Genomic DNA, 21153 nt, shown 5'->3' on the forward strand with positions numbered 1-21153 from the left:
ATGAAATATCTAGAACAAAATTTCAAAAGGGATAAAAGATCATTCCAAATTACAGAGAAAGGAGTTCTTGTAAAATTGAATTCTAAAAATGAAATTCAACAATATGAAGTTCCATTTGAAGAAATCGGTACACAGACTCTTATTTATAGAAACTCACCAGATACAGCGGTTATTTTACTTTTATTTTCTTCATTGTTCAATATTATATTTTTGTTGGCTTTGCTTGATGACAGTTTTGGTTTAACAATTACAGGTGGCAAAATTGTACTCTTTATTTTTATAGTAATTTTTACCGTTTTGGTTGCCATTTTTGGAAAATCACTTAAATCGGAAAATATAAAAAAACTTGATGGTATCAAGCCTCTTTTATTCTTTTACGACCATAAATCCGAAAAAGAGGTTGATGGTTTTATTGCTGAAATTTTAAATTCAAAAAGAGATTTTTTCATAAAAGAATATTATAAAATTGATAATTTACTTCCTATTGAAGTTCAAAAAAACAGAATACATTGGCTTTATGAAAGTAAATATATTAATGAGGATGACGCGAAATTCATTTTGGAAGAATTAGATAGAAAAAGAATAATCGAAGGGCTGTAATATTACTGGGATTATGAATGAACTTTTAGATGTCACACTCCGATCGCTCGCCGTCTACCTTTTTATGGTTTTTGCGATCAGGCTTTTTGGTAAAAATCAACTCTCGCAGCTGAATGCAGGTGATGTAATTTTACTTTTGTTGATTTCCAATGCGGTACAAAATGCCATGGTTGGGCAAAACACCTCTTTGGAAGGCGGTTTGGTTGCGGCGCTGGTGCTTTTTGTGGCGAATTTCATTTTAAAGAAGTTCATGTTTAAAAATCAATACATCAGACATCTCATTCAGGACGAGCCTGAAATACTTATTAAAGACGGCATTGTTGACCTGCAGAAAATGAAACAGCAGGAAATCTCAGTGGAAGAACTGGAAGAAGCCATCCGCGAACACGGTGTGGAAAAAGCCGAAGACGTAAAACTCGCCATTCTGGAGGTGGACGGCAATATCAGCGTGATTTCAATGGATAAAAACAACGGTCATTCCACAAATTTCTCACGCCATAAAAGGAAATATCCAATAAAACCTCACAGGATTTAAATGAACTAAATTAATAAGACTTTCTTTAAATCAGCAAATTAAACACTAACAGAACTCCATCAGACAAAATGAATTACGAAATAAGAGAAATGCTTCCTACGGACGGAAAAAGGGTTTTAGAAATCTTCCAACAGGGCATTGACGGCGGTAATGCGACTTTTGACCGCGACGCGCCAACCTGGGAAAGCTGGGACATGAATTTCTTCCGTACCTGCCGCTGGATTCTTGAAGATGAAAACGAAAATACAGTGGGTTGGGCCGCTTTGAAGCCCGTAAGCTACCGCGACTGCTACAGCGGTGTAGCCGAAGTAAGCATTTATGTTGACAACGCCCATCAGGGCAAAGGTCTTGGAACTGTCCTTATGAAGAAACTTATTCTCGACAGCGAGGAGCACGGTTTCTGGACACTGCAGTCGGGTATCTTTCCTGAAAACTCAGCTTCGATTGCTGTTCATCAAAAATTAGGTTTCCGGACTGTAGGTACTCGTGAAAGAATTGCGAAAATGGACGGCAGATGGCGCGACATCCTTTTGATGGAGCGACGAAGTAATGTTGTAAAGTAATTTGTGTATTGTATAAATTTTCACGATTTGGCATGACAATTGAAAATTGTATTGCGAACATTGAATTTACTTAAAATGAAAGCAATATTTAAAATATTTTTAGTTGTCGGGCTGGGACTGGCACTGACATCATGTGGATCATCCGGTCCATACTACGGAAACCAATATCCGGACCGTTACCCTACGGGCTCCTATCCGGGCGGTGGCGTTTACAGAACTCCTGAAGGAACAGTTTACAGGCAGGGAGATATATACAGAGACGCCAATGGTAATGTTTACCAAAACGGTAGAGTAATACGTAGAGACGGGGTTTACGGCCGTCCGGGAATTCTTAGCAGAGGCGGTAATGTTTACGGAAACAATAAGCAGTTACCTCCGGGACAGGCCAAGAAAATCTACGGCGGAAGAGCTAAGGATTACGCACCTGGCCAAATGAAAAAGAGACAGGGCGGATATTATGAAAACGACAGAAGATGGAGAGACTATGATGATGATTATGGCAAAAATAAAGGTCGCCACAAAAATTACAAGAAGAAAAAATAGTCTATCGTAACAGGCACTAATGATAAAGCGGGAATTTTTTCCCGCTTTATTTTTTTTAACTATTCCTTATCGATGCTTCCCAAAACTTTTTGTGCAAACACGTTGAGTGCATCTTTTTCGGTCATACCGTTTTGCACGTTGGAGTGAACTTCCAGGGCACCGCAAATGTTGGTAATAAGCTCGCCGGCAACGTCCAAATCCTCTTGCGTCACACCTCTGAACTCGCTGAAGCTCTCTAAGACTTCTAGAGTTTTTTCAAGGTTTTCAGGATTCTGGCTTTGATAAAATTGTCTTATAATTGGAATTTTCATCTTATTTTAATTTAAAAAGCCTTCCATTTCTGAAAGGCTTTGGTTGTTATTTCAATTCGTTGAATAAATTATTTAAACCTTCAGCCTGGTTGGTCTGAACCTGATTTACCAGCTCACCGTTTTTAAAGATGGCAAATGTGGGCAAATTGTCAACTTTTGCTAATTTACGGCTCTCAGGCAGTTTCTCGGCGTCCACATAATAGAATGGGATATCCTCATTCTCGGAGGCCAGCTTTTTGAATTTTGGCTTCATGATTCTGCAGTTTCCGCACCATGATGCGCCGTATTGCACGACTACTTTTTCGTTCTGTGCAACAACATCCTGCAAAGTATCTTCTGTTAATTCGTTGTACATATTAATGATATTTTGTTTAATGTTTCACGTTCCCAAATCTGTAATTTCAAAATTTGAAAACTGATTTTTTGATTAGTGTTTTGAAAGATATTCAGCTGTAGAATTTCTGTCAGCGGTCATCGCTTCTTTACCTTCTTCCCAGTTTGCAGGGCATACTTCGCCATGCTTTTGAACGTGAGTGTAAGCGTCGATCAGTCTTAAAAATTCCTTTACGTTACGGCCAAGCGGCATATCGTTTACAGCTTCGTGGAAGATTTTTCCGGTTTCATCAATCAGGTAAGTTGCTCTGTAAGTTACGTTTGATCCTGTAAAAGTTTCGTTGCCTTCTTCATCGTATTCGAAATCCTGATCTACGATTCCAAGAGTGTTGGCCAACTGTCTGTGCATATCAGCAAGGATCGGGTAGGTTACACCTTCTATTCCGCCGTTGTCTTTGGGAGTGTTCAGCCATGCGAAGTGAACTTCGTTGGTGTCGCAGGATGCGCCGATAACTTTTGTGTTTCTGCTTTCGAATTCGCCTAAAGCTTCCTGGAATGCGTGTAACTCAGTCGGGCAAACAAAAGTGAAATCTTTTGGATACCAGAACAAAAGAATCTTCTGTTGGTTTTTTGTAGCTTCTTCAAAAATGTTAATCTTCAAGTCGTCACCCATTTCTGAAATTGCATCTACTGTGATGTTTGGGAATTTTCTACCTACTAATGACATAATATTTTGTTTTTAAAAGTTATTTCTACTGCAAATATAATAAGAAAATGTCTATTAAAAAATTTATTTTAATAAATAAAAACTATCATAGTTATTCTACGAGATTTCAACATGATTCAGGCAGTGTTGGATTCTTCTCATCGCCTCTGTCAAATCTTTTTCCGAAGCTGCATACGAAAAACGGATGCATTCGGGGCTGCCGAACGATACGCCGCCAACTGACCCTACATGGGCATGATCGAGCAGGAACATTGCGAAATCATCAGAATCTTTAATTTCTGTTCCGTTCAGTTTTTTACCGGTATAAAAGGAAATATCCGGATAGAAATAAAAGGCTGATTTAGGTAAAAGCACCTTAAACCCGGGAATTTCTTTCATTAAATCATAAACCAAATCCCTCCTTTTCTTAAACTCATCGATCATATATTTATACTCGGACGGATCAGTTTTTAGCGCCGTAATCGCAGCTCTTTGCGCGATGGTATTTGCACCACTCGTCATTTGTCCCTGAATTTTGTCGCAGGCTTTTGCGAGCCATTCCGGGCACGCCGAATAGCCGATTCTCCAGCCGGTCATCGCGTAACCTTTGGACATACCGTTGATCACCGCAACCTGCTCATAAATTTCAGGAAATGACGCGATGGATCTGTGCTTGGTTTCGTAATTGATAAATTCATAAATTTCGTCCGAAATCACCGTAACGTGCGGATTTTTCGCAATGACTTCCGCCAGGGCTTTCAGTTCATCATAAGTGTAATAACTTCCGGAAGGGTTGCACGGCGAACTGTACAGAAGCACTTTGGTTTTCGGTGTGATGGCTTCCTGCAGCTGCTCCGCCGTAATTTTGAAATCATTGACATAACTTGTTTTAATAAAAACCGAAGTCCCACCCATCATTTTCACCATTTCATCATAACTTACCCAATACGGAACCGGGAGGATCACTTCGTCGCCGTCATTAATCAAAGCTGCTAAAACATTGATGATTGCCTGCTTTGCACCATTGGAAACACAAATCTGTGATGGTTTATAGTCCAGGTTATTATCCCTTTTCAGTTTATGCGAAACTGCCTCACGAAGTTCAGGGAAACCGGGAACAGGAGAGTAGTGGCTGTAGTTCTCGTTGATTGCCTGGTGGGCTGCCTCTTTTATATTTTCCGGCACATCGAAATCGGGCTCGCCCAAGGTAAGGCTGATGACATCTATTCCGTTTGCCCTCATTTCACGGGCTTTATTACTCATCACAAAAGTCTGCGAATAACTGAGGCGATTCAGGCGGTCTGATAATTTTTCCATTAAAATTCTTGTCTGCTCCTAGCAAAGATAAGGACAAAAACCTGTTTAAAAAAGTAAAGTAAATGCTAAATTTACTCACTGAAAACTTTTACAACAACACAAAAACAATGAAATACTCATTCAAGAACGATTATTCCGAAGGCTGCCATCCGAGGATTTTAGAACGCTTAATTGAAACCAATCTCGCGCAACAAAACGGCTATGGGCTCGATGAATATTGTCTGGAAGCTGAAAAGCTTATCCAGCAAAAAATCAATAATCCAAAAGCGAAAGTTCATTTCATTTCAGGTGGAACCCAGGCGAATCTGATCGTTATTTCATCTGTTTTACGGCCCCACGAAAGCGTGGTTTCTGCCTTTACGGGGCATATCTTTACCAATGAAAGCGGTGCAATAGAAGCGACCGGACATAAAGTTCACGGCGTAGAAACAGCTGATGGTAAGCTTCGTCCTCAGGATATTCAGGAGGTCTTGGATGTACACACCAACATACCGCATCAGGTGCGGCAAAAGGTGGTTTATATTTCAAATTCCACGGAAATAGGAACAGTGTACAGCAAAAAGGAACTTCAGGAGTTATCTGACTTTTGTAAAGGAAAGAACCTTTATTTGTTTATGGACGGCGCGAGGCTGGGACACGCTTTAACTGCCGAAACCAATGACTTGACGCTGGAAGAAGTGGCCCAACTTGTTGACGTTTTCTACTTGGGAGGAACAAAAAATGGAGCTCTGATCGGCGAGGCCATCGTCATCGTCAATGAAAAACTGCAGGAAGAATTTGGCTTCCACATCAAACAGAGAGGCGCAATGCTGGCGAAGGGAAGATTGTTAGGAATTCAGTTTCTGGAACTGTTGAAAGATGATCTGTATTTTAAGCTTGCCGCTCATGCCAATCAGCAGGCGATGAAACTCAAAGCCGCGTTTATGGAGATCGGTTGCGGATTCCTTACAGAAACGTTCAGCAATCAGATTTTTCCCGTTTTAAAAAATGATCAGATCGAAAAACTTTACCAAAATTATGATTTTTATGTCTGGAAGAAGATCGATGCTGAAAAGTCGGCAATTCGCTTGATCACGTCCTGGGCTACACAGGATGAAATTATCGAAAGATATATACAGGAAATTAAAAAACTTTGAATAAGGGCTGGGCGCTCATTTATCTTGCCCGAGCTGGGCTACATTCCTGCTCTGTACCACTTTCCTAAAATCTCAGATGATTGTATAAAAAAAAGGAAACCAAGTCTGAGTTGGTTTCCTTCTTTTGAAATATAAAAAACTATAGATTAGTTGGTTGCCTTATCTATTTCGTTTTTTGCATCACTCGCGGCATCTTTGGTTGCATCCCAAGCATCGTCAGCTGCGTCTTTGGTGTTATCCCAGGCGTTTTCTGCCCAGTCTTTGGTTTCTTCCCAAGCATTTGATACCGCATCTTTAGTGTCTTCCCACGCATCTGAAACATTTTCTTTTGCACGGTCCATCCAGCCTTCTGCAGTTGGCTCAAGATTCTTTTCGCGCTGTTCGCGGATATAGTCCTTAGCTCTGTCTGCATAATCGTTTACTGTCCATTTTGCTTTTTCAACCGCATTTTCTGCTTTGTTGTAATCTTGGTTGTCCATAATTTTGTGATTTAAAAAATTAATATTTTATTGATTTATTGTTATGTAAAACTATACAATTTTAAGGCTCAAAAGAGTTAAGGTTATGTTAAACCACTTTAAAATGGAAATTATGTAAATTTAAATTTAAAATACTGAAAATGGAAAAAATAAGGTGCGGCTGGTGCGAAAAGGACGATTTGTATAGGGATTACCATGATCATATCTGGGGAAAACCGGTGTATGACGATGAGACTATTTTTGAGTTTATGACCCTTGAAAGTTTTCAGGCGGGACTGAGCTGGTACACCGTACTTTCGAAACGGGAGAACTTTAAAAAAGCATTTGATGATTTCGATTATAAAAAGATTGCTGCCTATGACGAAGCAAAAGTGGAAGAGCTGATGAAGAATACGGGAATCATCAGAAACCGCATGAAAATAACGGCCACGATCAATAATGCGCGAAGGTTTATGGAGGTGCAGAAGCAGTTCGGGACCTTCTCAAAATACATCTGGAGTTTTGTGAATGGCCAGCCCATCATCAATCACCCCAAAACACTAGAAGATGTGCCGGCGACATCGGAAATTTCGGATGCCTTGGCAAAGGATTTAAAAACGCGCGGATTCAAGTTCATGGGTTCCACAGTCGTTTACGCACACATGCAGGCGACAGGCATGATCTGTGATCACTTGGTGGATTGCCATTGTAAGTGAAAATGCCGTGCAGTTTAAAAAGTAAGGTGCCTTTGAGCATTAGAATATATATTCAACGTAAACTTTAGTAATACTGTGTTTAACTAAAAGCGATCCAAAAAAAGAGACTCTTCCGAAGCCTCGCCACTCGCTTTGAATTTTTCCGTCGATTAAGCACGTAAAACTCAAAAAAAACTCCCGAAGCTTCCGTTCAAAAGTATCTTCATGCTGTAAACTTTTACAACATAAAATTTTTCTCACGTTTGCTGCAATTGCAGTTTGGGTTGCATGGAGAATCCAAATTTTCGCGGTCCCCGTTGGTTTTTGGGGGATCTTACACGTCATTAAAAATAATTTGGCTTGTTCAAAATGATCCGGTAAAAAAAGAGGCAGAATATAACTGCCTCTTTAGCTGATTAACATATCAGTAGTAATATCCGATGTCATCCAAATAGATGTCGTTTGGTTCTCCTTGAGCGTGATTAAATGTTAAATTCATTGTTGCAGGAGCAGATGCAAGTCCAAATTCGGACCATGGAATTTCAATATACTTATAATCTGTTTCTGAACTAATCGTTGGAGTGGCAGCCCAGCTATAGTTTAATATGAGTTTGATTCCGTTACTGATTGGAGCTGCGGATTTTATGTAGAATCTAATCCCTTTAGACGCAGAAGGTATATTAGGGCTGTTATCAATCTGGAAAGCAGACCATGCCTTCGCGTTCCACTGAATTGCTTTTTCTCCCTGTTTGATGTTCGCCGGGTTATCGCTGTATGCAATATTATAAGTGTCTCCAGCCCATGTTGAGTTCGAAATACTGCCATAAAACATATCGTCGTAAATTGAAGTTCCAACCTGAGATGTATAGGCAGAAGTTCCGGATAATGTTGTTACAGAAACTTTTTTACCCTGTGATCCGTTGGGTAAAGTAAATTCTCAAGAGCTAATGGAGCTCAAATTTCAAGTGAATTAGCTATATGCTACAATAACGCTCTTGGATTTGCTTTATTTAAAATAAAAAAACCGTCTCAATCATTCTTTTTGAGGCGGTTTATTATGGTTTTTACTGCTTTACTTTAAGTTATTTTGCCGTTTTTGCTAAATTGTGAAGAGGTTATTTCCGGCTGCACATCAGCAGGGAGATTTTTTGCCTTTTCCTTTTTATACACTTCCGAACGGAGCAGCGTGCTGGAAAACCGATGGTGCCTTTTGTTATAATAAAGCGTGATTCCATTTTCTTCACAGAAACTTCTTCCAGTAAAATTCTTGTCTTTGTATTCATCCCCCAGAATCCGGATGTCTATCTGATACAGTTTCAGAATATCTTCCAGATCTCTTTCCGTGGTGTAGGGAATAATTTCATCTACATATTGGCAGCCCTTCAGCTGTGTGTACCGCTCTACAACGGTCTGCACCGGTTTGTTTTTTTCCGGCCGGTCAATAGTAGGGTCGGTTTGAAGGCCTACAATGAGATAGTCGCACTGGGATTTGGCTTCAGCCAGCATTCTTATATGCCCGGCGTGCAGCAGATCAAAGCAACTGAAAGTGATGCCGGTTTTTATTTTTCGTGATTTCATAATCTTCTTTTTTTAAGTTGAAAAGATGAGGGTGTTGGTTCAAAATTGAGATTTCTTTTTGGAGACAAGCAATAGATTCCTGATGAGGAATTCTGTTTCCCTGGATGTCCAAATCATAGAGGCCACATTGGCTGTAAGCGGAAAGATCATCCCAGTCCGGCCTGTCAGTTACGGGATAAATGCAAATGCCCTGAAAATCGATCCCGTTTTTCAGAACAATACGGCATTGCTCGCTAATTTCTTCCAGCCAAGGTACTCTTCCTTCTCCAAAGTGGCCCGTTTCGGAGAGAAAAATCGGTTTCTTATAACGCTCATAGGCTGCTGTAAGGAGATCACTCAATGGGATACGCTCGTTATTGTTATCGGGCCAGAAGAGACTGTTGGCATTCCCGCGCCACTGACAGTTCCAGTAATAATTGAAGCCGAGTATTTCCAGAAAACTTTCATCGCCTCCCAGTTCAGGGCACATGCGTCCGCCGATGATGTCCATCGCTTCAAACTGATATTCGTTTTTTCGGAAAAGGTCTTCGTCTGCTTCGCCGTCGCTGTGAATTTTGATCAGGGGTTCTACCAGTACAATCTTGCAGTCGGGAAGTTCTTCTTTCATCGCTTTAATTCCCTGTATTGCTGCCTTGCATAGGTGATATTTCATGTCCCAGCCGCTGTTCACAGCAAAAGGCACGGTTCCCCGGTCATCTCCCGAAAACCAGGAAAGAAAACTTATCTCATTCACAGGAACAACAAACAAAGGACCGGCACTGTTTTCAAGATAAAACTTTGTGAAAGCACGGCACAGGTTTTCAAAACGGTCTGCAAAATGAGGATGAGTAGGGTAGAGTGCGTCCGGATATCCAAAATGGATCAGATCCCAGATTTGCTGAACTCCGTGTTTCTGCGCTGCATTCATTCTTTTCCCAACTTCAGAAAAATCATAAACTCCGGGATACTGTTCCACTTCACTCCAGCAAATTCCTTCTCGTACAGTGAGGATTCCAAGATTCTTAAGCAGAATATAATCTTCTTCCGCACGAATGTCATGCTGGGTTTCTTTCAGGAGATTGACACGCTGCCCCGTTCGGTTGATGTGGTCGGCACATTCAAATCCTCCCATAAAATAACTTTTAAACAAAGGATTTGTCATGCGGTTTCAGATTTGATGCTTCTAAACTGTTAAACAGGTCGAGGGCATTTCTGAATGCCTGATCCATATTAAAATACTTATAGTTAGCCAGCCTTCCTACGAAATATACATTCTGTAACAGATCGGCTTTCTCCTTGTATTTCTCGTAAATCTGCTGATTTCTTTCGTTCGGAACCGGATAGTAAGGTTCGCCAGTGTCTACAGTATACTCTTTTACAATACTGGTTTTGGGAGACTGCTGATTCCCGAAATGTTTGTATTCTATAATTCTGGTATAATCCACTTCTTGGCCTGGATAATTCACTACAGAATTTTCCTGAAAAAACTCCTGATCCAAATGTTCGGTAACAAAATTAATGGATCGATATTCGAGCTTTTCCATCATCTCATCCTGAAATTCAAAAAAACGGTCAATCGGCCCGGTATAAAACAACTTTTCGAAACCCTCAAACTGATCCTTTACATCGAAATAATCCGTATTCAGCATCACGGTAATGTTAGGATGGTTCAGCATATTTTCAAAAACTTTTGTATATCCGCCTTTAGGTAATGCCTGGTACGTGTCGGAGAAATAACGCCCGTCGTGGTTGTAACGCACCGGTATTCTTTCCAGCACTGAAGCATTGAGTTCTTCCGGATATTTGTCCCATTGTTTTTTCGTGTAATGTTTAAACATTTTCTCATACAGCACAGGCCCCACTCGGTTCATAACGGCTTCTTCTCCATTTTTAGGTTTATCAAAAGGAATCCGGTTTTTATCCAGCCAGGCTTTCATTTCGTCTTCCGTACTGATGTTTTCGCCAAATAAGATGTTTACCGTATCGATATTGACCGGAATTGGAACGGTTTTATTATCTACTCTTGCAATGACTTTGTGCTCCCACGGATACCACTCTGCAAAACGCTGTACGTATTCCCATACACCGGCATCATTGGTGTGAAACAAGTGAGCTCCATACTTTGAAACCAAAATTCCATTCTCATCATATTCATCGTAGCAGTTGCCTGCGATATGGCCTCTTTTTTCAAGAACCACAACTTTTTTTCCGATAGAAGCGTACCGTTCTGCCAAGGTAGCACCTGAAATTCCGGCACCTATAATTAATATGTCTTCCTTCATTATATCAATATTTTTTCTAGGATGGAACTCATTTTCGCAGCGGTTGTATCCCAGGACGTTTTTTCCAGAATTTCATGGTATCTTTTCTGAAACTGAGAGTGCGGATTCTGAACTGCATGATGGAACTCTTCAGCATTTTCAACCAACATAATGCAGTCGCTGTAATCTCTAACCACATCCTTTATCTTGGTTGAAATGATCGGCTTGGAAGCCGCCATGTATTCTAACGTTTTTGTCGGGCTGATGAATTTGGTAGCATCATTCAAAGCAAACGGCATCATGGCAATATCGAAATAACTCAGATAAGCCGGAAGTTCTTCATAAGATTTCATGCCGAGATAAAAAATATTATTTGTCCGGGGAAGATCGGCTTCGCTGATTTTGCAAAGCGGTCCTACCATCACGAAAGAAAATTCAGGGCTCATTATCGCAGTTTTATGAAGAAGATCAAGATCAATTCGTTCATCAATAACGCCGTAATAGCCAACGATCGGAGATGGGATGTTGCGCATGTCTTCAGGTTTTTCTAAGTCCGTATTGGAAAAATGATCCAAATCTACAGAGCTAGGGAAGCAAAACACATTGTGGTGCTTTTGCGATTTAGACTCATAAAGGGATTTTCCGCCGGTAAACACTGCATCGGCAGCCTGCAAGAGCTGATTTTCCTGGTCTATCAATTGTTTTGGTGCACCACGGAATAGTGAAAGTTCATCCATGCAGTCGTAAACTACGGTATCAAAATCCAGATGTTCCAAAACAGAAACGAAAGCTGGTGAATAGAACCAACCTATCTCAAAAGATTTAGAACTTAGCCTTTTGCGGAGATATGGCCCGATCTCTTCAATACTATTCACAGGCGGCTGAAAAACATGGATATTTGAACTAATCTTCCGGATCTCAAAGGAGCCTTTTCCATTGAGTTTTGTTTGAACAGGTTCCTCAACGACTAAGATTTTACGGTCTTTGGCAAGCCTTGAAATAAGGTGTTGTGGTCTTTGATAGACGAAATCCCAGCGGAGATGACAAAAGACGATCATATCATATTCCTCTCCGGAATAGGGTTGAACAGTAATTTCCATAATATTATTTTTAATGTTGGTTTGTAAAATGGGAGAATCAGGATCCTTGTGTATCTTTTATGCAACAACTGGCCCTGGTTACCGTCATCAAACTTGATACCATGATGCAGTAAAGTGATAAATGCGGAAATATAATTGATAAATATGTAACAACTTTTGTAATTAACGATAATATACGCTAAACGGATTGTTTTATTTTTTCAAAATAGATAAAAATTTTAGTACATTTTATTGTCATTTTGGTTGACATGTGATCATTGAGACAAAAATCATCATCACTTTGCAGATGTTGCGTGACTGTTGCGTCGGAGTCTTCATATTAAGAAATATATTGCCGGAATTGGTTACCGGCAATAAAATATTTTTTCACCCGGCCCACAAATAAATCCCGGAAAAGCATTCCGCATCGTTGCTAAATTTCCCTGTAAACCGGAGGAGCCCCCACAGTCAAAATCCAGTGCGCTGATTCCACACTTTCAATTTTCCATATTTGGAAATCAGTTTGGTGAACGCTTGTATGTTATACGAGCTTCTGTTTTACCCGTGCTCATCATCGATCAAAGTATATATCAAATAAATTTTAAATCTAAAATATCTCCAATAAATTAATAGAGATACATTGGACTTACTATGGACTTACTATGGAGAAATATAAAATAAGGCCACAAGGATATACGAAAGAAAAACAGGTAAAAAAATCAGCAGGAAGCAGGAACGCAGGCAAGCCCTCAGCATTCCGCCCTGGTTATATTAGCTGATTATTCTTTCCAAAACCCACTCGATCATTCTTTTTTCGGAGGTGTGGTGATCCGCCACAAATTCGCCGCGTCGGCGGTTCGCAACGACGTTGTTTACGGTTAGTGCTTTGTGGGCAAGAAGTTTCGACAGACCGTAAATTGCAGAAGTTTCCATCTCGAAATTGGAAACGCCAAGGTCGTTTAAAGTCTCAAGAAATTGATCATCCAAAGCTTTTAAACGCAGCTGTCTTCCCTGTGGCGCATAGAATCCTGGGAAGGTCGCTGTATTGCCGTGGTATTGCGCCTCTTTGTAATAGCCGGAAATATCTTCTGCCCAATCCGAAAAATAGAGCATTCCTTTAATCTTCTCATATGGGAACTTATCAAGGAAATTTCTTGAGAAATCGTTCTCAAACTCATAATCCGGATAAAAATGAAGAAGTCCGTCAAGTCCCACCACATTTTCAGTAACCAACATGCTGTCAACCTCTATGTCGGCGTTTACAGAACCGCAGGTTCCCAGGCGGAAAAGCTCAAGTGCAGTATGTTCTGTTTTGAATTCCTTGTTTTTAAGATCGATATTCACCAGTGCATCAAGCTCATTCATCACAATATCGATATTTTCGGTACCGATCCCTGAAGACATCACCGTGATTCTTTCGCCGCGCAGTGTTCCGGTATGGGTATAAAATTCCCTTTTATTTTTTCTGACTTCAATTTTGTCAAAATATTTTGAAACCTTTGGCACACGGTCGGGGTCCCCGACCAAAATAATTTTTTGGGCAATATCTTCAGGCAAAAGGTTCAGGTGGTAAACACTTCCGTCATCATTCAGCACCAGCTCGGAAGCTGCGAGTTTATTCAGCATATCTTTTTGTTTAAAATTATTCAATATAAGTTCAACTCAGAGTAATCACCCTCCGACACGTTTCGTTTTGTAACCCATATTTTTCAGGATTTCCATGATTTTATCACGGTTATCGCCCTGTATGATGATGGTGCCGTCTTTTTCGGAGCCGCCGATTCCGAGGGTGGTTTTTATCTTTTTTGAAATTTTCTTCAGCTCTTCATCACTCCCTTCAAAACCTTCGATCAGCGTTACGGGTTTACCGTTGCGGCCTTTTTTCTCGTATTTGCAAACCAGAGGTTCTCTTTGCACAAATTTCTCTTCGGGCATCTCAAAATCCTGTTCTTGGTGGTCAGGGAAAAGGTTTTTTAGTTGGTCTCTTAAATCCATAATGTAAATTTAATATTAAAATTCCAATACGCCTTCCTATTATAGTTTTTTTGAAGGTTAATAGCGTTTAATCTTTCGGCAATTAGCCTTTAACATGCTTTTAATCCGAAAACTTTTGTTAAATTTGTCAAATGAGCACGGGGTGCTGTGAAAAGCTGAGATGATACCCGGAAAACCTGATTGGGATAATACCTGCGGAGGGATGCTGAGATTCTTTTTTATGGATATTTCTGTTCCATAACTGTATCCGTTTATGCATTTTCTTGATCAGGTTTTGAAAGATAATTTATTTTAAAACTTAAAATTTTGGAACTACAAAACACAGGCAAGGGCGTGCTGATTCCCGAGCAGTTTAAAAGCTGGCAAAACCGCCCGGAATGGTTTTTCAACAGGGAACACACCGACACTTATGAACTTTGGTACGAAGGCCGCTACAAGAGAGCCGAAATATGGCAGAAAAAAGTAATGGAGCAACTCGTTACCGAAGACGGACGCATCAACAAACTGCTCGAGTTTGGCTGCGGTACCGGACGTTTTACCAGATGGTGGCACAACATCGGGATCGAAGCTTATGGTGCAGATATTTCTCCGCTGATGCTTTCGCAGGCGATCCGTCTGTTTCCGGGTGATTTGGTGATGGCTGATTCGCACCATATGCCGTTTCGCGACCATACTTTTGATGCACTGGCTTTCATCACCACTTTTGAATATTATAAAGACCCGGTAAAAGTGATCCGCGAAGCTGCGAGAGTAGCCAAATACGGCATCGCAATGGGCATGATGAACCGGAACTCACCAAAAGTCCTCAGAAGGAGAGTGCAGCAGATGTTCGGGAAAAATCCGTTTTACGTAACGGCAACGTTTTACACGCCGGCCAAGCTTCAAAAAATTATTCATGAAGCTTTGGAAGGCAGAAAATACATCATAAGGTGGTCCGCCACAGGTTTGCCCAAATGGTTCCCTGTGCAGCAGTGGAATGTCCCTTACGGTGATTTCTTCGGGCTGTATGTTCAGTTTTTAGATGTGGAATAATGGCAAAGGCAGGAAAAATAAACCTCGATTTCTTCAAGCAGAACATCTCTGAAAAGTGTGGTTTCCAAAGGCCGGAAATCCTGATGAAACCCAAATTCGGTGTGGATGTTTCTGTGATTGACCTGGGGTCAGGAAAAATCCTTATTTCTGCCAGTGACCCGATGTCTTTTATTCCGGGGTTGGGCGCTAAGGATTCCGCATGGCTTTCGGTAGTTCTTACTTCCAATGATATTGCCACTTCCGGTTATGCACCGCAGTTTGCACAGGTTGTTTTAAACCTTCCGGACACCATGAGCGCGGAAGAATTTAAAGATTACTGGGATTATACGCATCATTACTGTGATGAACTGCAGATCAGCATCGTGGGTGGCCATACCGGCTTTGTTCCCGGCCAAAATTCCACATTTGCGGGCGGAATCACCATGTTTGCAGTGGGAGATATCGGCAAATATTTTACCTCTGCCAACGCTAAGGACGGCGACTTGATTATAATGACCAAATCCGCCGCAATGATGTCAACGGCCATTCTTTCGAAGTCTTTTCCTGAAACGGTGAAAGAACATTTTGGTGAAGATTTTTGGCTGAAAACAAGCGGTAAATTCGAGCAGACTTCGGTTTTGAAAGAAGCATTGATTGCAGCGAATTCTGACGGCGTCACTGCGATGCACGATGTCACTGAAGGCGGGATTTTTGGTGCGGTGTACGAAATGATGCACGCTTCAGATAAAGGTTTTGAAATTGATGAGTCCAAAATCATTATTGATGAGGAAACCGGGAAAATGTCTGCACTGTTTGGTTATGATGCCTTCCAGAGTGTAGGTGCTGGATCTCTGATCATAACGGTAAAACCTCATGGTGCAGAAAACCTTTTAACAAAATTAAATTCAGAAAATATCAGCTGTGCGGTCATCGGAACTGTAAAGGAGAAAAATTCGGGGTACAGGATTATTTCTGAACATGAAATTAAGGAGTACAAACATCCGGAAACCGATTCGTACTGGGCTGCTTTTTATAATGCACTTCAAAAAAACTGGAAATGAAATCTGTTTATCTCATTGCCGACATATCTCAGAACCCGGACCATTTACAGGAATCGTTGAAATCGGTTTTACCGTACAGCGAAATTTTTGCGGTACAGCTTTGGGGAAATCTCTATGACAAAAAGTTTATTGAAGAAATAAGTGATCTCTGCCGTCATCACAAAGTGCCGGTGCTGATCAATCAAAACTGGCGACTTGCGGAAGAACTGAATCTTTCGGGAGTGCATTTCGATGAGCAGCCAGTGGATTTCGGGGAATTCCGTTCCGTGAGAAGCCAGATGATGCTTGGTTTTACCACCGGTAATGACCTTGAAAAAATCCGTCAGGCCGAAGAATTGGGTGCAGATTATATTTCATTCTGTTCGTTGTTCCCTTCGGTAACGGCAAACAGCTGCGAGTTTGTAAATTTTGAAACCATCACAGAAAGCCGGCAAATGTTTTCAGGACAGATATTTTTGGCAGGCGGCATCAATCCGGCAAATATTTCAAAACTCAAAGAAGTGCCGTACGACGGCATTGCAGTGGCCTCGGGAATTTTAGGTGCGCAACACCCGGAAGAAGCTTTAAAACAATATTTAACATTATTAAATTCATAAAATGAAAATTTCAACTGTGGAGATGCTTTGCTGCCCGTTCGACAAGCAGGATTTAATGCTCCACATCATCACACAAAACGAAGATAAAATCACCGAAGGCTACTTTGTCTGTACCGAATGCCAGAGAATTTATCCGATCATAAAAGGCGTTCCAATTATGAATCCGGATGAGTACAGGGAATTTAGCTTAGAACAACCATTACTTGAAAAATGGGGCTTAAAATCTTCCCCGCAGTTCCGTTTGCCCCATGATACAAAACAGGGCGATAATAATCTTTCTTTTGATTCGAATTGATTAATTTTGCAGTAATCTAATATCGAAAAAAATGTCTAAAAAAGCTTTATTGGCAATCCTCGACGGTTGGGGCTTGGGAACCGATCCGAAAGTCTCTGCCATCGACCAGGCAAATACGCCGTTTATGGATTCCTGTTACGAAAAATTTCCGCATACCACCCTGGAAGCGAGCGGCCTTGGTGTAGGTTTGCCTTTCGGACAAATGGGAAATTCTGAAGTGGGGCACATGAATCTTGGCGCCGGCCGTGTCGTTTACCAAAATCTGGTAAAACTGAATATGGCGGTTGAAAACGCGACTTTAGGAAAAGAAAATAAGATTACGGCAGCATTCGATTATGCCAAAGAACATAATAAGAACATCCATTTTATCGGTTTAGCATCGGATGGGGGTGTACATTCACACATCAACCACCTGAAAGGTTTACTTACTGCTGCCCACGAAAACGCAGTATCAGAAAGGGTTTACGTTCATGCTTTTACAGACGGCCGCGACTGCGATCCACATTCGGGGAAAGGATTTATAAGCGACCTTCTTTCACACATGCAGAATGTCGGTGGGAAACTGGCATCAGTGATCGGAAGGTACTATGCGATGGACCGCGATAAGAGATGGGAGCGTGTAAAGCTGGCGTACGATGCGATGGTTAACGGCATCGGTATTCAGACTCATGACGTGTTGGGTGCCATTCAGGCTTCATATGATGCAGGAATTTCGGACGAATTCCTGAAGCCGGTGATCCATCTGAAAGAAAGCAATCTTCCTGCAGCAACAATTGAAAGTGGCGATGTTGTTTTCTGTTTCAATTTCAGGACAGACAGAGGTCGTGAGATTACCGAGGTACTGTCACAAAAAGATTATCCCGAATTTGGGATGCATAAGCTGGATTTGTATTATATCACGATGACCAATTATGACAAGGATTTCAGCAACGTAAAAGTGGTTTTTGATGAAGAAGTACTTACCGGGACTTTGGGCGAAATCCTGGAACAGAACGGCAAAACCCAAATCCGTGTTGCAGAAACCGAAAAGTATCCGCACGTGACATTTTTCTTTTCCGGCGGCAGGGAAGAGGCTTTCAACGGTGAAAGAAGAATCCTTTGCCCAAGCCCGAAAGATGTTCCTACATACGACTTCAAACCGGAAATGTCGGCTTATGACATTACCGAAAATATTTTGCCTGAAATAGAAGGTGAAACGGCAGATTTTATTTGTTTAAATTTTGCAAATACCGACATGGTAGGGCATACCGGCGTTTTTGAAGCTGCGGTGAAAGCTGCCGAAACTGTAGATAAATGTATCGCCAAGGTAGCCACCGCGGCTTATGAGCACGGCTATACCGTTTTCATTCTTGCTGACCACGGAAACAGCGATCTGATGATCAATCCGGACGGTTCGCCAAACACCCAGCATTCGACTAATTTGGTTCCTTTAATCGTGATGGATAAAGACAGAACCTGGAATCTGAAACCCGGAAAACTTGGTGATATAGCGCCGTCAATTCTAACAGCGATGGGAATTCAGGTTCCGGAAATCATGACTGGAGAAATCCTGATTAAATAAAATTACATCTTTAATATTTTTGAAATCAGCGTTTTAAGGCGCTGATTTTTTTTATGTTTAAAATAAACTGCAAAATTATGCCATAAATAATATTTAAAAATTACCTTTGTGAAATAATAAAAAAAGAGCATGTACAACAAACTCGTGAGGCTTGAAGTGATGAAAACTTTGAGCAGGGAAGTAAATTTATTTATAGATAATTACCTTACACCGGTAGAAAAAATATGGCAACCGTCTGATTTTCTTCCGGATGCTGCGTCTGATGATTTCAAACATGAGCTCCAGGAACTTCAGCATTTCGCGCAGGATATGGATTATGATCTGTTCGTAACCTTAATCGGCGACTGCATTACCGAAGAAGCTTTGCCCAGCTACGAAAGCTGGATTATGGGGATCGACGGTGTGGAGCAGGAAGAAGGCGGCAACTGGAGCAAATGGGTACGTTGCTGGACTGCCGAAGAAAACCGGCATGGCGATTTGCTTAACAAATACCTCTATCTCTGCGGGCGGGTGAATATGCGCGAAGTGGAGATTACCACACAGTATCTTATTCAGGATGGGTTTGATCTCGGAACATCGATGGATCCCTACCGTAATTTCGTGTACACCAGTTTTCAGGAGACGGCAACCAATATTTCTCACCGTCGGGTAGGAACTTTTGCCAAACAGCACGGTGATAAAAAACTGGCAAAAATGTGCGCTGTAATTGCCGCCGATGAGGCCCGCCACGCAAAAGCCTATAAACATTTCATCACCCGGATTTTTGAACTCGATCCGTCTGAAATGATGCTGGCTTTTGAAGATATGATGAAGAAAAAAATCGTAATGCCCGCGCATATGCTGCGCGAAAGCGGACAAAAGGCAGGAGAACTGTGGTCTCACTTTTCGGATGCTGCCCAAAGATGTATGGTGTACACCGCCCAGGATTATATCGATATTTTAAAGGAACTGCTGGCAGACTGGAACATCGAACACATTTCCGGTCTTACTGAAACTGCGCAGAGAGCTCAGGAATACCTGATGAAACTGCCGGCAAGGCTGCAGCGGCTCACCGACAGAATTGCGACGCCAGATCAGGAATATCAGTTCAAATGGATAAAAAGCTAAATTTTAAGGATTACTATTAAGGGAGTCGTATCGGCAATGGTACGGCTCTTTTTTTTATCTTTGCAAATCGCAAAATTTTAAAAATTATGATGAAGAGCAATAAAAAACTGGCAATAGATTTCGACGGAACCATCGTAGATGATGCATATCCCGGGATCGGTAAAGCCAAAACATTTGCGTTTGAAACCCTTAAAAAACTTCAGAGCGAAGGATACAGGCTGATTCTATGGACATATCGACACGGACAGTCCCTTCAGGAAGCCGTGGAATTCTGCAGGAAAAACGGGGTGGAATTTTATGCGGTAAATTCCAGTTTTGAAGGCGAAATTTTTGATTCAGAAGGTGCTTCAAGAAAGATTGATGCAGATTTGTTTATCGATGACAGAAATCTCGGCGGGTTTCCGGGCTGGGGCGAAATCTACAATATCATCAACGAAAAAATAGAATTCCGTGTAGAAGGCGGCGAAGTTTTAGCCTATTCAAAACTAAAGAAAGAAAAGAAAAAAGGCCTTTTCTGGTAAAACTAAAATGATACACTTAAAATCTCTTGACGAACTCCGTCTGATGAAACAAAGCGCACAGCTGGTTTCCAAAACCTTAGGCCTTGTTGCCAAAGAAATCAAACCGGGAGTAACAACCAACCATATCGATAAAATAGCCGCTGAATTCATTCGTGATAACGGTGGCGAGCCTGCATTTCTCGGAATGTACGGTTTTCCCAAAAATTTGTGTATTTCGCCCAACGCGGAAGTAGTGCACGGCATTCCCAATGATAAACCGTTGGTGGAAGGTGACATACTTTCTGTGGACTGCGGCGTTTATATGAACGGCTTCTACGGCGACCACGCGTATTCATTTGAAGTGGGTGAAGTGGCTCCGGAAGTAAAAAAGCTTTTAAAAGTTACCAAAGAATCTCTTTATAAAGGTATCGAACAGTGCGTTCGCGGCAAAAGGGTTGGAGACATCTCGAATGCCATTCAGACTTACTGCGAAGCTCACGGCTATGGGGTTGTGCGCGAACTGGTAGGTCATGGGCTTGGTAGAAAAATGCACGAAGACCCACAAGTTCCAAACTACGGCAAAAAAGGCAGCGGGAAAGTCCTGAAAGACGGCATAGCCCTCGCCATTGAACCGATGATCAACCTTGGAACGCATGAAGTAAAGTTTCATTCCGACGGTTGGACGGTAACTTCAAAAGATAATTCACCGTCTGCTCATTTTGAGCACAATGTGTGTATTATAGGCGGCAAACCGGTTTTGCTTTCCACTTTTAAATATATTTATGAAGCCCTCGGTATCGTAAGCGATGAGGAAGCTCCCTTTACTCTGGAATTTTAAATCTTGAAAAAATTTAGACGGGCAACAGCCCGTTTTTTTATGCCCAACTTTTGGCTTTAGATAAAACATTAAGCGCACTTAAATCATTAACTCCT

General features: G+C 41.3%; 26 protein-coding genes and 1 riboswitch. Of the genes, 14 read left to right on the plus strand and 12 right to left on the minus strand.

Translation table 11 applies throughout. The features are described from left to right. The 4 genes from CKV81_RS01365 to CKV81_RS13535 all read left to right on the plus strand — a co-directional run bounded on the left by CKV81_RS01365 (position 1) and on the right by CKV81_RS13535 (position 2241). Positions 1-600 carry a hypothetical protein gene (locus CKV81_RS01365; protein ID WP_095069671.1) on the plus strand — a complete coding sequence of 200 codons (600 nt, stop codon included), beginning with the start codon at positions 1-3 and terminating at the stop codon, positions 598-600. A gap of 13 nt (positions 601-613) precedes the next feature. Next, positions 614-1135 carry a DUF421 domain-containing protein gene (locus CKV81_RS01370; RefSeq protein ID WP_095069673.1) on the plus strand — a complete coding sequence of 174 codons (522 nt, stop codon included), beginning with the start codon at positions 614-616 and terminating at the stop codon, positions 1133-1135. A 68-nt stretch (positions 1136-1203) separates the two neighbouring features. Then, on the plus strand, positions 1204-1698 hold the full coding sequence (locus tag CKV81_RS01375; RefSeq protein WP_095069675.1) for a GNAT family N-acetyltransferase: 495 nt from the start codon (positions 1204-1206) through the stop codon (positions 1696-1698). A gap of 75 nt (positions 1699-1773) precedes the next feature. Further along, a complete protein-coding gene (locus CKV81_RS13535) occupies positions 1774-2241 on the plus strand; it encodes an LptM family lipoprotein (RefSeq protein ID WP_258454441.1) in 468 nt (155 codons plus the stop codon). A 59-nt stretch (positions 2242-2300) separates the two neighbouring features. On the opposite strand, the gene CKV81_RS01385 is transcribed toward CKV81_RS13535, so the two are convergent. The 4 genes from CKV81_RS01385 to CKV81_RS01400 all read right to left on the minus strand — a co-directional run bounded on the left by CKV81_RS01385 (position 2301) and on the right by CKV81_RS01400 (position 4908). After that, positions 2301-2552 carry a DUF6952 family protein gene (locus CKV81_RS01385; protein ID WP_095069677.1) on the minus strand — a complete coding sequence of 84 codons (252 nt, stop codon included), beginning with the start codon at positions 2550-2552 and terminating at the stop codon, positions 2301-2303. A 46-nt stretch (positions 2553-2598) separates the two neighbouring features. Next, positions 2599-2907: a thioredoxin family protein gene (locus CKV81_RS01390; RefSeq protein WP_095069679.1), complete on the minus strand. Its 309-nt coding sequence runs from the start codon at positions 2905-2907 to the stop codon at positions 2599-2601. A gap of 72 nt (positions 2908-2979) precedes the next feature. Then, on the minus strand, positions 2980-3612 hold the full coding sequence (locus CKV81_RS01395) for a peroxiredoxin (protein WP_095069681.1): 633 nt from the start codon (positions 3610-3612) through the stop codon (positions 2980-2982). A gap of 96 nt (positions 3613-3708) precedes the next feature. Beyond that, positions 3709-4908, minus strand: coding sequence for a pyridoxal phosphate-dependent aminotransferase (locus CKV81_RS01400; protein ID WP_095069683.1), 1200 nt, complete (start codon positions 4906-4908; stop codon positions 3709-3711). A 107-nt stretch (positions 4909-5015) separates the two neighbouring features. On the opposite strand from CKV81_RS01400, the gene CKV81_RS01405 reads away from it, so the two are divergent. Next, positions 5016-6044: a threonine aldolase family protein gene (locus CKV81_RS01405; protein WP_095074126.1), complete on the plus strand. Its 1029-nt coding sequence runs from the start codon at positions 5016-5018 to the stop codon at positions 6042-6044. 146 nt (positions 6045-6190) lie between these two features. On the opposite strand, the gene CKV81_RS01410 is transcribed toward CKV81_RS01405, so the two are convergent. Beyond that, positions 6191-6523 carry a hypothetical protein gene (locus CKV81_RS01410; RefSeq protein ID WP_095069685.1) on the minus strand — a complete coding sequence of 111 codons (333 nt, stop codon included), beginning with the start codon at positions 6521-6523 and terminating at the stop codon, positions 6191-6193. 140 nt (positions 6524-6663) lie between these two features. On the opposite strand from CKV81_RS01410, the gene CKV81_RS01415 reads away from it, so the two are divergent. After that, on the plus strand, positions 6664-7218 hold the full coding sequence (locus CKV81_RS01415) for a DNA-3-methyladenine glycosylase I (RefSeq protein WP_095069687.1): 555 nt from the start codon (positions 6664-6666) through the stop codon (positions 7216-7218). Between the two features lie 403 nt (positions 7219-7621). On the opposite strand, the gene CKV81_RS01425 is transcribed toward CKV81_RS01415, so the two are convergent. From CKV81_RS01425 to CKV81_RS01455, 7 genes are all read right to left on the minus strand, one after another. After that, a complete protein-coding gene (locus CKV81_RS01425; protein ID WP_095069691.1) occupies positions 7622-8029 on the minus strand; it encodes a hypothetical protein in 408 nt (135 codons plus the stop codon). A gap of 245 nt (positions 8030-8274) precedes the next feature. Further along, the gene (locus CKV81_RS01430) at positions 8275-8760 is read right to left on the minus strand and encodes an adenylyltransferase/cytidyltransferase family protein (protein WP_095074128.1); all 486 of its coding nucleotides are present in this window, start codon (positions 8758-8760) and stop codon (positions 8275-8277) included. Beyond that, positions 8729-9886 carry a glycoside hydrolase family protein gene (locus CKV81_RS01435; protein WP_185116907.1) on the minus strand — a complete coding sequence of 386 codons (1158 nt, stop codon included), beginning with the start codon at positions 9884-9886 and terminating at the stop codon, positions 8729-8731. The genes CKV81_RS01430 and CKV81_RS01435 overlap by 32 nt, the downstream gene beginning before the upstream one ends. A 10-nt stretch (positions 9887-9896) precedes the next feature. Then, the gene (gene glf / locus CKV81_RS01440) at positions 9897-11036 is read right to left on the minus strand and encodes a UDP-galactopyranose mutase (protein ID WP_185116908.1); all 1140 of its coding nucleotides are present in this window, start codon (positions 11034-11036) and stop codon (positions 9897-9899) included. Further along, positions 11036-12115, minus strand: a complete 1080-nt coding sequence (locus CKV81_RS01445) for a glycosyltransferase (RefSeq protein ID WP_095069695.1) — start codon at positions 12113-12115, stop codon at positions 11036-11038. The genes glf and CKV81_RS01445 overlap by 1 nt, the downstream gene beginning before the upstream one ends. 750 nt (positions 12116-12865) lie before the next feature. Beyond that, positions 12866-13720 carry a nucleoside phosphorylase gene (locus tag CKV81_RS01450; RefSeq protein ID WP_095069697.1) on the minus strand — a complete coding sequence of 285 codons (855 nt, stop codon included), beginning with the start codon at positions 13718-13720 and terminating at the stop codon, positions 12866-12868. A gap of 45 nt (positions 13721-13765) precedes the next feature. Further along, complete coding sequence (locus CKV81_RS01455) at positions 13766-14089, minus strand: translation initiation factor (protein ID WP_095069699.1); 324 nt, start codon at positions 14087-14089, stop codon at positions 13766-13768. Positions 14090-14217: 128 nt separating this feature from the next. Further along, a riboswitch (TPP riboswitch) is annotated at positions 14218-14309 on the plus strand. Between the two features lie 86 nt (positions 14310-14395). Between CKV81_RS01455 and CKV81_RS01460 the strand changes: the two genes are divergently transcribed. From CKV81_RS01460 to map, 8 genes are all read left to right on the plus strand, one after another. Further along, positions 14396-15121, plus strand: a complete 726-nt coding sequence (locus CKV81_RS01460) for a class I SAM-dependent methyltransferase (protein ID WP_228410790.1) — start codon at positions 14396-14398, stop codon at positions 15119-15121. Next, entirely contained in the window at positions 15121-16161 is a 1041-nt protein-coding gene (locus CKV81_RS01465; protein WP_095069703.1) for an AIR synthase family protein, read from the plus strand. The genes CKV81_RS01460 and CKV81_RS01465 overlap by 1 nt, the downstream gene beginning before the upstream one ends. Next, positions 16158-16757 (plus strand): thiamine phosphate synthase, encoded by a 600-nt coding sequence (locus CKV81_RS01470; protein ID WP_095069705.1) that lies wholly within the window; start codon positions 16158-16160, stop codon positions 16755-16757. The genes CKV81_RS01465 and CKV81_RS01470 overlap by 4 nt, the downstream gene beginning before the upstream one ends. A 1-nt stretch (position 16758) precedes the next feature. Next, the gene (locus CKV81_RS01475; RefSeq protein WP_095069708.1) at positions 16759-17052 is read left to right on the plus strand and encodes a Trm112 family protein; all 294 of its coding nucleotides are present in this window, start codon (positions 16759-16761) and stop codon (positions 17050-17052) included. Between the two features lie 31 nt (positions 17053-17083). Then, entirely contained in the window at positions 17084-18613 is a 1530-nt protein-coding gene (gene gpmI, locus CKV81_RS01480; protein WP_095069714.1) for a 2,3-bisphosphoglycerate-independent phosphoglycerate mutase, read from the plus strand. A gap of 129 nt (positions 18614-18742) precedes the next feature. Next, positions 18743-19720 carry an acyl-ACP desaturase gene (locus CKV81_RS01485; RefSeq protein ID WP_095069715.1) on the plus strand — a complete coding sequence of 326 codons (978 nt, stop codon included), beginning with the start codon at positions 18743-18745 and terminating at the stop codon, positions 19718-19720. An 89-nt stretch (positions 19721-19809) separates the two neighbouring features. Further along, complete coding sequence (locus tag CKV81_RS01490) at positions 19810-20241, plus strand: BT0820 family HAD-type phosphatase (RefSeq protein ID WP_095074131.1); 432 nt, start codon at positions 19810-19812, stop codon at positions 20239-20241. A 7-nt stretch (positions 20242-20248) separates the two neighbouring features. Beyond that, positions 20249-21058: a type I methionyl aminopeptidase gene (gene map / locus CKV81_RS01495; protein WP_095069720.1), complete on the plus strand. Its 810-nt coding sequence runs from the start codon at positions 20249-20251 to the stop codon at positions 21056-21058. The last annotated feature ends 95 nt before the right edge of the window (positions 21059-21153 follow it).

This window comes from Chryseobacterium taklimakanense (assembly GCF_900187185.1).
Lineage (GTDB): Bacteria > Bacteroidota > Bacteroidia > Flavobacteriales > Weeksellaceae > Planobacterium > Planobacterium taklimakanense.